General features: G+C 71.1%; 9 protein-coding genes. 4 read left to right on the forward strand and 5 right to left on the reverse strand.

Annotation, left to right across the window (positions count from 1 at the left end; genetic code table 11):
* Positions 1–454 precede the first annotated feature (454 nt).
* From OG252_RS41440 to OG252_RS41450, 3 genes are all read right to left on the reverse strand, one after another.
* A complete protein-coding gene (locus OG252_RS41440; RefSeq protein ID WP_329342633.1) occupies positions 455–2,080 on the reverse strand; it encodes a GGDEF domain-containing protein in 1,626 nt (541 codons plus the stop codon).
* Positions 2,081–2,228: 148 nt separating this feature from the next.
* Positions 2,229–3,419, reverse strand: a complete 1,191-nt coding sequence (locus tag OG252_RS41445; RefSeq protein WP_329342635.1) for a lipid-transfer protein — start codon at positions 3,417–3,419, stop codon at positions 2,229–2,231.
* Positions 3,416–3,841, reverse strand: a complete 426-nt coding sequence (locus OG252_RS41450) for a Zn-ribbon domain-containing OB-fold protein (RefSeq protein WP_329345331.1) — start codon at positions 3,839–3,841, stop codon at positions 3,416–3,418. Before OG252_RS41450 ends, OG252_RS41445 begins: the two co-directional genes overlap by 4 nt.
* Before the next feature lie 171 nt (positions 3,842–4,012).
* Here OG252_RS41450 and OG252_RS41455 point away from each other — a divergent pair, with 171 nt between their 5' ends.
* Together OG252_RS41455 and OG252_RS41460 are read left to right on the forward strand one after the other, a co-directional pair.
* Positions 4,013–4,822 carry a M15 family metallopeptidase gene (locus tag OG252_RS41455; protein WP_329342637.1) on the forward strand — a complete coding sequence of 270 codons (810 nt, stop codon included), beginning with the start codon at positions 4,013–4,015 and terminating at the stop codon, positions 4,820–4,822.
* Between the two features lie 68 nt (positions 4,823–4,890).
* Positions 4,891–5,427 (forward strand): NUDIX domain-containing protein, encoded by a 537-nt coding sequence (locus OG252_RS41460; RefSeq protein WP_329342638.1) that lies wholly within the window; start codon positions 4,891–4,893, stop codon positions 5,425–5,427.
* A 2-nt stretch (positions 5,428–5,429) separates the two neighbouring features.
* Here the strand turns inward: OG252_RS41460 and OG252_RS41465 are convergent, their stop codons facing one another.
* Positions 5,430–7,796: a glycoside hydrolase family 31 protein gene (locus OG252_RS41465; RefSeq protein WP_329342640.1), complete on the reverse strand. Its 2,367-nt coding sequence runs from the start codon at positions 7,794–7,796 to the stop codon at positions 5,430–5,432.
* A 213-nt stretch (positions 7,797–8,009) separates the two neighbouring features.
* Between OG252_RS41465 and OG252_RS41470 the strand changes: the two genes are divergently transcribed.
* Positions 8,010–9,977, forward strand: a complete 1,968-nt coding sequence (locus OG252_RS41470; protein ID WP_329342643.1) for an acetoacetate--CoA ligase — start codon at positions 8,010–8,012, stop codon at positions 9,975–9,977.
* 224 nt (positions 9,978–10,201) lie between these two features.
* The gene (locus OG252_RS41475) at positions 10,202–11,095 is read left to right on the forward strand and encodes a hypothetical protein (RefSeq protein ID WP_329342645.1); all 894 of its coding nucleotides are present in this window, start codon (positions 10,202–10,204) and stop codon (positions 11,093–11,095) included.
* 70 nt (positions 11,096–11,165) lie between these two features.
* Here OG252_RS41475 and ptsP read toward each other — a convergent pair whose 3' ends face one another.
* The gene (ptsP, locus tag OG252_RS41480) at positions 11,166–12,836 is read right to left on the reverse strand and encodes a phosphoenolpyruvate--protein phosphotransferase (RefSeq protein WP_266443341.1); all 1,671 of its coding nucleotides are present in this window, start codon (positions 12,834–12,836) and stop codon (positions 11,166–11,168) included.
* Between the last annotated feature and the right edge of the window lie 8 nt (positions 12,837–12,844).

Here is a 12,844-nt window from a genome sequence, read left to right on the forward strand (position 1 = left end):
GACCCTCGCCCCGACGCCTGCCTGCCCGCATCGGCAATGCACGCACCGCCTCTGGATCGGGCAGGGCGAGAAGCACCCGGCGGCCGAGAACATCGTCTCTGCCCACGGCGCGCGCGGCCGGCCACCCCGGCCAGTGCTTGGTCCGCGCCTTCTGCTGCCTGTCCGGCGTCGGCCAGTGCATGCCCCCGCGTCGACCGGTTCCGGGCCGGTCAGCAGGGCGAGAAGCACCCGGCGGCCGAGAACATGGTCCCTGCCCCACGGCGCGTGTGGCCGACCGCCCCGGCCAGTGCTTGGTCCGCGCCTACCGCTGTCTTGCCCGCGTCGGCCAGTGCATGCCCCCCGCGTTGACCGGTTCCGGGCCGGTCAGCGCTCGCCCCGTGTCCACGGCACCGGCCGTGCTGCCCCGCGCTACGACCGCTCACGCCGGCGACTCGCCGCCCGGTATCCGCCCCGCCTACCCCGCCCGCACAGTCGTCGCCCCCGACCCTCGACGGATCTCGTGCCCGGCCAGCCCGGCGCGGCCCAGCACCCAACTCGCCCCGTCCAGGGACTTCGCGGCCTGCTTCAGCGGAGCCAGACAGGCTGCCGCTTCCCGGTGGTCCGTCACGCTGCCCGGCACGCACAGCACCGTCGCCAGCGACAGCGTGACGGGACGCCCGCCCGCCGACCAGGGGACGTCCAGCACCGAGGCGGCGAGCGGTTCCAGCCCCTCCGGATCCGCGAGCACCAGGAAGTCGTCCCCGCCGATGTGGCCCACCCGCGCGCTGCCGGACACCGCGTGCAGCAGCGCCCGCCCCACGGACCGGATCAGCTCATCACCGGCCGCGAACCCGGCCCCGTCGTTGACCTGCTTGAAGTGGTCCACGTCCAGCCAACTGAGCGCGAAGGTCCGCCCGTTCGCGATCCGCCGGTCCACCTCGGCGGTGATCGCGTCCGAACCGGGTAGCCGGGTCAGCGGATTGAGCCCGGCGGCCTCCTCGACCCGGTTCTCGGCCAGGGCTCGCACGAGGTCCGCGAGCCGTACGACCCCCACGCACCGGCCGTACCGGTCGACGACGGCCACGTCGTCCGACGTACGGTCCCGGTCCCCGACGGCCACCACGTCCAGGACCTCCCACGCCGTGGCGTCGACGCCCACCGTCCTGGGCGGGTCGCCGAGCTTGGCGGCGGGCCGATCGGCATACAGGGCATGCCCGTAGCGGCCCGACATGGACAGCAGGAAGCGGGACCGGTGCACCGACCGCACAGGCGCCCCGTTCCGGTCCACGAGGAGCACCCCGGACACGTCCGGCGACCCCGTCAGCAGCGCCCGCACCTGGCTCGCCGACGCGGTGGCGGGCAGCAGCGCGGCGGGCCGTACGAACTCCCGCACCGTCGGCCCCGAACGCGGCACCTCGGCGACACCGGGGGAGAGGGGCGGAACGTATACGTCCGCGGCCGGCAGCCTCGACGGCGGTGCGAACAGCTCGCCCTGCGCGAGCTGCGCCCCGGCCGACAGCGCCGCGGCGCACTGCAGTTCGGTCTCCACCCCCTCGACGCACAGCAGCGCACCCAGCTCGTCGCACAGGGTCCGCATCGCCCGCACGGCCGCCGGCCGCGCGAGCAGCGACGCGTCGAGTTTCACCAGGTCGGGCGCGATGTCGGTGAGGAGTCGCAGCGGTACGTCCCCGTCGCCGACACCGTCCGCACTGATCCGGAACCCCTGGTCCCGCAGCCCGGCCAGCGCCTCCAACAGCGCTTGCTGCGGTACGTGGGTGTACGGCGGGCCGACGTCGATCGTCACCTCCCACGGCAGCCGCCCCGCCTGGCGCACGGCGTCGTGCAGCGGGGTGAGCCCGCCGAGGTCGGCGAGAGTGCCGGCGAACACGTTGACGTGCAGCGGCAGCAGGGTCTCCCTGCGAACCGCCGAGCGGACCGCCAACACCGCAAGCCGACCGTCGAGTTCGGGGTCACGGCGGGCCTCGGCCAGGATGTCCCCGGTCTCCGGGCGGGCGAGTATCTCCAGCCCCGCGACCCCGCCGGTCGTCAGATTGACCACCGGCTGGAAGGCGAAGCGGAGAGTATCCGTCCAGGAGCGCACGGGAGCATGATGGCGCTGTCGGAGGGCGCCCAGGCCCAGTTCATGAGACGTTCACGCAGGATTCCGGGATGGTCACACAGCGTATGGGAAAGCCCTTGCGGCCCTTGGTCCCCTCTGTGAGCCGGCCGGACTCCTCCCGCTCCCTCCCTCACCGCACCGCGATCACCGCCGACCCGTGCCCGAACAGCCCTTGGTTCGCCGTGATTCCCACCCGCGCGCCCGGCACCTGCCGGTCACCCGCGGCCCCTCTCAACTGCCAGGTCACCTCGCACACCTGGGCGATCGCCTGGGCCGGCACGGCCTCTCCGAACGAGGCGAGCCCACCGCTCGCGTTGACCGGTATGCGTCCGCCCAGGGTCGTCGCGCCTTCCCGCAGCAGCTTCGCCCCCTCGCCCTCCCCGCACAGCCCCAGGTCCTCGTACCACTGCAACTCCAGGGCGGTGGACAGGTCGTACACCTCGGCCAGCGAGAGGTCCTCGGGCCCGATGCCCGCCTCCTCGTAGGCCGCCCGCGCGATGGACGACCGGAAAGGCTCGCCGGCCGGCTCGGCCGCCACCGCGGAGTCCGTCGCGATGTCCGGCAGGTCCAGCACGGTGTTGGGGTAGCGCGGCGTCACCGTGGACACGGCCCGGATCCGCACCGGATCCGCCACCCCGTGCCGGCGCGCGAACTCCATGCTGGACAGCACCACGGCCGCCCCGCCGTCCGAGGTCGCGCAGATGTCGAGCAACCGCAGCGGATCGGCGACCACGGCCGAGGCGGCGACCTCCTCGGCGGTGACCCGCTTGCGATAGCGGGCGTAGGGATTCAGCGCGCCCGAGGCGGCGTTCTTCACCTTGACCTGTGCGAAGTCCTCCGTCGTGTCACCGTGCACGGCCATCCGCCGACGTGCGTACAGCCCGAAGTAGGCGGGGTTGGTCGCTCCGAGGACCCGGAAGCGCAGCCAGTCCGGATCATCGGGCCGGTCTCCGCCTGCGGGCCGGAAGAACCCCTTCGGCGCGGCGTCGGCGCCGACCACGAGCACCACCTCCGCGAGACCCGAAAGTATCTGTCCGCGCGCGGTGTTGACCGCCTGCGCCCCCGACGCGCAGGCCGCGTACACGCTCGTGACCCGCGCCCCCTGCCAGCCCAGTGCCTTCGCGAACGTGGCCCCCGCCACATACCCTGGATAGCCGCCCCGCACGGTGTTCGCGCCGACGACCGAGCCGACCTCCCGCCAGTCCAGCCCGGCGTCCGCAAGGGCCGCGCGGGCCGCCACCGCGCCGTACTCGACAAAGCCGCGCCCCCACTTGCCCCACGGGTGCATGCCCGCGCCGAGCACCGCCACCTCACCTGTCACACCGTCACCCCCGTCGGCCGCCACTTCCAGGTCGTCCAGATCGTCTCCGCGTCCTCATGGAGCACGCCGGGCACGACCTCCACCTCCATGCCCACCGCCAGATCGGCGACGGTGACTCCGGGAACCGCCTGTCCCAGCACCACCATCCGCTCTGCCTCCAGCTCCACAGCGATCAACGCGCACGGCTCCCACGGAAGTTCCGGATTGGTCACATAGGGTGACGGAGGCCGATATCGGCTGTCGGTGTACGACCAGATGCGTCCGCGCCGGGAGAGCGGGACCTCCTCCAGATCGCCGCCCTGGCACCCGGGATTGCGGCAGTGGAACTCCTCGCGGGGGAAGAAGACCGAGGCGCAGGCGCGGCAGCGGGTTCCGAGCAGAGTGAAGTCGTCCCCGTCTCCGGCGAACAACCCGGCGACCACAGGGGTAGGCGTACGCGACACGTTCCCTCCCGGCATCAGATCTGACGGAACGTCAGAAGTGTGCCACGGGAGACGCCACATGGGCAGGCCCGTCGTCGCGGTACGCCCTTCGAGGAGAACTGCATCCGATCGCTTCCCCGGCGGAACACACTCCTGATAGATGCAGGAGACATGACACGACTCACGAGCGCAGTACGCAGGCTGGTCGCCCCGTTCGCCGTCCTACTGGCCGTGACCACCGCCTCCGGCACCGCCCGGGCGAGCGCCGAGCCCAAGGCGCCGGAGAACTTCGTGGCCCTCAGAACCGTGGACCCGACGATCATCCAGGAGATGCGCTACTTCACCCCGCACAACTTCGTCGGCGAGCGCATCGACGGCTACCGGCAGCCGGTCTGCATCCTCACCCGCCCCGCCGCCCAAGCGCTCCACCAGGCGCAGATGGAACTCCTGCGCCAGGGCTACTCCCTCAAGGTGTACGACTGCTACCGGCCGCAGCGCGCCGTGAACCACTTCGTGCGCTGGGCGAAGGACCTCGACGACCAGGCCATGAAGCGCGAGTTCTACCCGGACGTCGACAAGACCCGTCTGTTCGAGGACGGTTACATCGCCGAGAAATCCGGCCACAGTCGCGGCTCCACCATGGACCTCACGATCGTGAAGCTCCCAGCGAGGCCGACCAGGCCGTACGTCCCGGGAGAGCCCCTGGTGCCCTGCTACGCCCCCAAGAGCGAGCGTTTCCCCGACAACTCCGTCGACATGGGCACCGGGTTCGACTGCTTCGACACCCTCTCGCACACCCTCGATCCCCGCATCCAGGGCGAACAGCGGGCCAACCGGCTGCTCCTCAAGAGCACCCTGGAGGCTCTCGGCTTCGTGAACCTCGCCGAGGAGTGGTGGCACTACACCTACAAGCCCGAGGCCTACCCGGACACCTACTTCGACTTCCCGGTGTCCGCGCAGTCGCTGACCAACAGCCACTGAACGCTGACCGACAGCAAGAAGGCCACCTCCGGAAGACGCCCTTCCGATGATCGGATACAGTCCGCCGCGTGTCCGAAACTCAGCACTCCATCCCCAACTCCGTGCCCGGCTCCCACTGTTCGGCCTGCGGAGCTCTCTACGGAGAGGGCGTCACCGGCTGGCCCCGCACCTGTCCGGCCTGCAGCACCGTCGCCTACCGCAATCCGCTCCCCGTCGCGGTGGCCCTCCAACCCGTGTACGACACGCAGGGCACCGCCCTGGTGGTCATCACCCGAACCATCGCCCCCGCGCGCGGAGGCATAGCGCTGCCCGGCGGCTACATCGACGACCGCGAGGACTGGCGGCAGGCCCTCGTCCGCGAGCTCAAGGAGGAGACGGGCATCGACGCGGCGAGCCGCGACGTACGGCTCGTCGACGCGCTGAGCTCCTCCGACGGGCACCTCCTGCTGTTCGGGGTCCTGCCCGAGCGCTCCGCGGACGGGCTCACGCCGTCCGCGGCCACGGACGAGACGGAGGGCTGGCACCTCCTGCGCCGGCCGGAGGAGCTCGCCTTCCCCCTGCACACGCTGGTCGTGCGGGCATGGTTCGAAGGCCGGTACGTCTGACCTCAGCCCGTCCCCAGCCCCCGCACGCGCACGGGGTGAGGCGGCTCGCTCAGGCCGTCCTCACCCTCCCGCTCGACGACCACCCGCGAGTCCTCCCAGCGGGCGACGTAGCGTTCGACCTCAGGCTCGTCCCAGCCGTCGCCCGCGTCCGGCACCACCAGCCCGCCCCCGACGCGTCCCCGGGCCGGCGCCCAGACCTCCAGTTCCAGCCCGCCGTCCGCACCGCGCACCGGGATGACGGCGCCCGCTCGCGCGAGCACCGGAATCCGTGACAACGGAGCGTCCACGAGGACCTGCCCCGGCCCCTCGTAGGCCTGCCCCGTCGCCGTGTCGTACCAGCGTCCCCGTGGCAACTGCACCGCTCGCCGGTCCGCTCCCGGATCGAGCACGGGCGCCACCAACAGGCAGTCCCCCAGCAGAAACGCGTCCTCGCAGTCACGCAGCGAGCGATCCTCTGGCGCCGACCACCACAGCGGCCGCACATAAGGCGCCCCCGTACGTCGGGCCAGATGCGCCAGGGTCACGAAGTACGGCAGCAGCCGTCGGCGTTCGACGAGCGCCACGCGCGCGTGCTCCAGCACGTCGGCACCGAACTCCCACGGCTCCCGGCGCCCGGCCCGATGACTCGCGTGGGTGCGGAAGAGCGGCAGATACGAACCCAGTTGGAACCACCGCAGATACAGCTCGGGCGACGGACTCCCGTCGTAGCCGCCCACGTCCGGCCCGGAATACGGCACACCGCACAGCCCCAGCCCCATCACCAGTGACAGCGACGCCCGTAGCCCGGGCCAGCCCGTGGCGACGTCGCCCGACCACGACCCGCCGTAGCGCTGCATCCCCGCCCAGCCGGAGCGCGAGAAGACGAAGGGACGCTCCTGCGGGGCCAGTTCGCGCAGCCCCTCATATGCCGCCCGGGCCATGCACAGCGCGTACACGTTGTGCGCCTCGCGATGGTCTCCGCCCCGCCCCTCCAGCGCGTGCCTGGCCGACCGCGGCAGCGTCGACTCCCCGAAGGCGGCGAACGAGGTGGGTTCGTTCATGTCGTGCCAGAAGCCCGAGAAACCCTGCGCGAGCCGCTCCTGGTAGAGGCGCCCCCACCACTGCCGCACGCGCGCGTGCGTGAAGTCCGGATGGACGGCCTCCCCGGGCCACACGACTCCCCGCACGAGCCGCCCGGCCGCGTCCCGCACGAACGCTTCCTCGTCCGTCCCGGCGTCGAACACGGCATTGCCGGGTTCGGCCTTGACCGCGGGGTCGACGATCGACACCAGCCGGATCCCGTCCCGACGCAACTCCTCGGCGAGCACCGGCAACTTGGGGAAGCGATCCTGATCGACGGTGAACACCTGGTGCGCGTCATAGTGATCGATGTCGAGGTGGACCGCGTCGAGGAGCAGACCGCGCTGCTGATACCCCGAAACGATCCGTCGCACCTCCTGCTCACTGCCGAAACCCCACCGCCCGTGATGGTGACCGAGCGCCCAGGCCGGCGGCAGCGCCGGTGCCCCGGTGAGCGAGGCCCAGGCGAGCAGCACGCGCGCGGGGGTGCCCACCATCACCCAGCAGCGCAGCGGCCCGCCGTCCATCCTCAGCTCGCAGGTGCCGGCCCGGTCGTGTCCGGACCCGGCGCCCTCCTCACCCTCCCGCAAGGTGACCGTGCCGTCCCACGAGGTGTCGTGGAACGCCAGATGCGTGGCAGCGTCGGCCACCACCATCTGCACCGGCATCGTGACGTACAGCGGGTCGTCGTCAGGTCCGAAGGGGCGGCCGGGATCGGAGTTCCACAGCCGGTACGTCCCGTCGCGCAGCCGGGGCCCCGAAGCGCGCCCACCCAGCCCGAAGAACCGCGCGTCGGCAGCCACCTCCGAGCGCTGCATCCAGCGCGCCGGGCCGCCACCGACCGGCTCCCACCAGCGGGGCGGTAGATCCCGGCGCAGCGTCACCCCTCCGGGCGTCAGCACCTCGACCGCACCGTGCCGCGAGACGGCGACCGTCACCCGCTCGGCCACGACCCGCCAGCCGCCGTCCTTGTCCGGCTCCAGCACCGCCCGCGGGTCCGGCTCCGGGCACCGGCCGATCAGCGCGTACGACGGCTCGGGACCGGCTCCGTCCCACCCCCAGAACACGGCCCCGTTCACCGCGACGGTGACCCGCAGCTCGGAGCGGCTGAACCGGACGACACCGCCCCCGGGCCCGGGCTCCACCTCTCGCACCGGCCCGGGCACCCGCGCCCGCTCGGCCCCCCGCGGCGGCAGCCCGGAGGCATCGGCACGCCTCCTGCGCCACGCGGCGCGTACGGTACGCAACCCCTGGGCCGATCCCACCGAACCGACCGCCTTCATCGAACGCACCAGGTCACGACCGTCCATGCTGCTCAGCCTGCCATTGACTGCCCCACGATTGCGTGTCGTTCAACTGCCGTTCACCCGTGCTGGGACCACATCTTCACGACACGGACTATGTGGGGCACACCCTGGTGCAGGAGTTGATCACATGGCATCGTCCATATCAGCCGCGTCACGCGCACACCCCAGCCCGTGCGCGGACGACGCACACGACGCGCACAGTCCGGGAGCCGCCCCATGTCGACCGTGAACCCCCAGCCGCTCTGGCAGCCAGATCCGGAACACATCGCCCAGGCACAGGTCACCAGGTTCCAGGCATGGGCCGCCGAACAGCACGGCGCTCCCGCAGAGGGCGGTTACCCCGCACTCCACCGCTGGTCCGTCGACGAGCTGGACACGTTCTGGAAAGCCGTCACGGAGTGGTTCGACGTACGCTTCTCGACCCCCTACGCGCGCGTGCTCGGCGACCGCTCGATGCCCGGCACCCAGTGGTTCCCCGGCGCCGCCCTGAACTACGCCGAGCACGCCCTGCGCGCCGCCGAGACCCGTGCGGACGAACCTGCCCTCCTCCATGTCGACGAGACGCACGACCCGCGCCCGGTGACCTGGTCCGAACTGCGCCGCCAGGTCGGCTCCCTGTCCGCCGAACTCCGCGCCCTCGGCGTACGCCCCGGAGACCGCGTCAGCGGCTACCTCCCCAACATCCCGCAGGCGGTGGTCGCCCTCCTGGCCACAGCCGCCGTGGGCGGAGTCTGGACGTCCTGTGCTCCCGACTTCGGCGCCCGCAGCGTCCTGGACCGCTTCCAGCAGGTGGAACCGGTGGTCCTGTTCACCGTCGACGGCTACCGCTACGGGGGCAAGGAGCACGACCGCCGCGACACGGTCGCCGAACTGCGCCGCGAACTGCCCACCCTGCGCGCCGTCGTCCACATCCCTCTCCTCGGCACCGAGGCGCCCGAAGGCGCACTGGAGTGGTCGGCCCTGACGGCCGCCGACACCGAGCCCGTCTTCGAGCAGGTGCCCTTCGACCACCCTCTGTGGGTGCTCTACTCCTCGGGTACGACCGGCCTGCCCAAGGCCATCGTCCAGTCCCAGGGCGGCATCCTCGTCGAGCACCTCAAGCAGCTCGGCCTGCACTGCGACCTCGGCCCCGAGGACCGCTTCTTCTGGTACACCTCCACCGGCTGGATGATGTGGAACTTCCTCGTCTCCGGCCTCCTCACGGGCACCACGATCGTCCTCTACGACGGCAGCCCCGGCTATCCCGACACCGGCGCCCAGTGGCGGGTCGCCGAACGCACCCGAGCCACGCTCTACGGGACCTCGGCCGCGTACGTCATGGCCTGCCGCAAGGCCGGCGTGCACCCCGGCCGCGACCACGACCTCTCCACGGTGCGGTGCGTCGCCACCACCGGCTCACCCCTGCCGCCCGACGGATTCCGCTGGCTGCACGACGAGGTCCGCGACGACCTGTGGATCGCGTCCGTCAGTGGCGGCACGGACGTCTGCTCCTGCTTCGCGGGAGCCGTACCTACCCTCCCCGTGTACATCGGAGAACTCCAGGCGCCCGGGCTGGGCACCGACCTGCAGGCCTGGGACCCGAGCGGAAAGCCCCTGATCGACGAGGTCGGCGAGCTCGTCGTCACCAACCCCATGCCGTCCATGCCGATCCACTTCTGGAACGACCCGGACGGCAGCCGCTACCACGACAGCTACTTCGACACCTATCCCGGAGTGTGGCGCCACGGAGACTGGATCACCGTGACCTCACGCGGCTCGGTCGTCATCCACGGCCGCTCTGACTCGACGCTCAACCGTCAGGGCGTACGCATGGGTTCGGCCGACATCTACGAAGCTGTCGAACGCCTCCCCGAGATCAAGGAATCGCTGGTCATCGGCATCGAACAACCCGACGGCGGCTACTGGATGCCCCTCTTCGTACACCTGGCCCCGGGAACCGTCCTCGACGAGGCCCTCCTGAACCGCATCAAGCAGACGATCCGCGAACAGCTCTCCCCCCGCCACATCCCCGACGAGGTCATCGAAGTACCAGGCATCCCACACACCCTCACCGGCAAACGCATCGAGGTGCCCGTGAAGCGCCTCCTCCAGGGCACCCCATTGGAGAAGGCCGTCAATCCGGGCTCCATCGACAACCTCGACCTGCTCCACTTCTACGAGGCCCTGGCCCGCAAACGCGCCTGACCCAGCCCCGGTCGACCGCCTCGAGCTCGGCAAGGGGGGCTCGGAACACTCGCCGTCACCGAGGCCGTCGCGCCCGGGCCGATCAGCTTGATCGCCTTCCGCACCACCATCACCATGACCTGCGTAAACGGCCCGCATCCTCCGTGACGGCCTCTCCCGGCCGCCATTGTCAGTGCCCCCGATTACTGTGAGTGAGCATTGATCGACCGCACACAGGGGGAACCATGGCGCACACCGACCACCAGACCATGCGACGCGTCCTGCGCCGCGAAATCGCCGGCACCATCGGTCTGCTGACCGACGAGCACGACTTCCGCGCCATGCGGCGCTACCGAAGCTTCACCTTCAGCGACCACACGGCCTATCTACGACAGGTCGAAGACCTCCTCAAAACCCGCGCCGCCCAGGGCAGCCACACCACGGTCGCCCTCTTCGACCCGCAGGAGTACGCCGAGTACTGCACGGACGCGGGCCTCGACCCGGACATCCAGTCCAGCCGCACACGCTTCACAGCCGAGCTCGCGACAACCGGCCCGACCATCCCCTACGACGGTCAGCCCTTGGCCGACCTCGTACCGGCCCTGGTGGACGAAGCCGTCCGGCAAGCCACCTGGGAGTACGCGAGCACCCTGCTGGCCCGCCTCGGCGCCTGTGCCTCCTGCGGCGAGGACATCGGCCGCGCGGCGTTCGTCCGCGCCTCCCACTTCCTCGTCCGCATCCTCGAAACGGCCCAGCAGGGCGATCGACACCTCGTCTGCAGTGTCACTGGCACTCCGGAAGCGCTGGTGTCGGTGCTCCACACAGAGGAAGACACCGACGGGGCCACCCACCTCGACGAGGCTGAAGCTCTCGAGTTCACCACTGTCCTGGCCCTCGGCCTCGCGACCCAGGGCCCAGGCGGCCTCGTGATGCGCACCAGCACCCCTGGTGCCCCGGACCGTGTCTACGGCTGGCGCATGCGCGGAGAAGGTCTCGAACCCCTCACTGCCGGAGAGGTCTTCGACGCCTACTGCACGGACATCGACTCCGGCGACCTCATCTCCCCGGAATCGGACGTCGACTACTGCGTGCCGCCGGACCTCGGCGACACGGGGCAGACACCGGGACACCACCACTGAACGCGTGAGGGGCGCTCCACCCGCAGGTTGAGCGCCCCTCGACCCAGCCGACGGCCGGTCGGCCCGGCCACTACTCGCCGGACAGCACCGCCTGAGCCGCGTTGCGCGCCTCCTCAGCACTGTCCGCAGCCCGGGCGGCCGCCGCGGCCCGCTCACACTGCGCCAGTGTGTACTTCGCCAGCGAACCCCGGACGTAAGGAATGGACGCCGCACCCATGGAAAGAGAGGTGACACCGAGACCGGTCAGCACACATGCGAGCAGCGGGTCGGACGCGGCCTCGCCGCAGACACCACAGCTCTTCCCCTCGGCCCTCGCCGCCTCGGCGGACAGCGCGACCAGGTCGAGCAGCGCGGGCTGCCAGGGATCCTGCAGCCGGGAAACCGCACCCACCTGACGGTCCGCGGCGAAGGTGTACTGCGCGAGGTCGTTGGTCCCCAGGGAGAGGAACTCGACTTCCTGCAGAATCGAGCGCGCCCGCAGCGCGGCCGACGGAATCTCCACCATCGCGCCGAACTTCGCCTGCAACCCCGCCTCACGACATGCGTCGGCGAACGCCTTCGCATCGGCACGGTCCGCCACCATCGGAGCCATGACCTCGAGGTAGACCGGCAGCCCTTCGGCAGCCTTGGCCAGCGCGGTCAGCTGCGTGCGCAGCACCTCGGGGTGGTCGAGCAGTGTCCGCAGACCACGCACACCCAACGCCGGGTTCGGCTCGTCGGCCGGCGTCAGGAAGTCCAGCGGCTTGTCCGCACCCGCGTCCAGCACTCGCACCACGACACGCCCCTCGGGGAACGCCTCGAGCACCTGACGGTAGGCGTCGACCTGCTTCTCCTCCGACGGAGCGTTCTTGCTGTCGTCGAGGAACAGGAACTCGGTACGGAACAGACCGACACCCTCGGCCCCGGCCTCGACGGCCGCCGGCACGTCGGCCGGACCGCCGACATTGGCCAGCAGTGGCACCTTGTGACCGTCGGAGGTGACACCCGGTCCCGTCGAGGCGGCCAGCGCGGCCTTGCGCTCGGCGGCCTCGACCGTAAGCCGAGTCTTCCTCGCCTCAGTGGGGTTCACGAAGATCTCGCCGGTGCTCCCGTCCACGGCGATCACCGTGCCCTCGGCCAGCTCGCCCGCACCGGGCAGCGCCACCACGGCCGGCACCCCGAGCGCACGGGCCAGAATCGCGCTGTGGCTGGTCGGCCCGCCCTCCTCGGTGACGAAACCGAGGACCAGCGTCGGGTCCAGCAGAGCGGTGTCGGCCGGCGCAAGGTCCCGAGCAATGAGGACATACGGCTCGTCGCTGTCCGGGACACCCGGCATCGGTACTCCGAGCAAGCGAGCGACGATACGATTCCGCACGTCATCGAGGTCGGCCACCCGACCGGCCAGGTACTCACCGGCCCCGGCGAGCAGGGCGCGGTACGCGGCGAAGGCGTCGTACACCGCACGCTCCGCCGTACTCCCGACGGCGATGCGTCGCTCCACGTCCGACATCAGCTCGGGGTCCAGGGCCATCATGGCCTGCGCCTCGAGCACCGCCTGGGCTTCGCCCCCCGCCAGATTGCCGCGCGCCATAAGGTCGGCCGCCACAGCCTCCACGGCCTTGCGGGCGCGACCCTGTTCGCGCTCCGCGTCCTCCGCCGGGATCTGCTTGGCAGGCGGTTCGAGAACCGCCGTTCCCATGTGCCGAACCTCGCCGATCGCCACACCGTGGCTCACGCCGACGCCTCGCAGCGTTGTCTCCATCTCACCGT

Origin of the sequence: Streptomyces sp. NBC_01352, from assembly GCF_036237295.1 — a bacterium.
GTDB classification, from domain to species: Bacteria; Actinomycetota; Actinomycetes; order Streptomycetales; family Streptomycetaceae; genus Streptomyces; species Streptomyces plumbiresistens.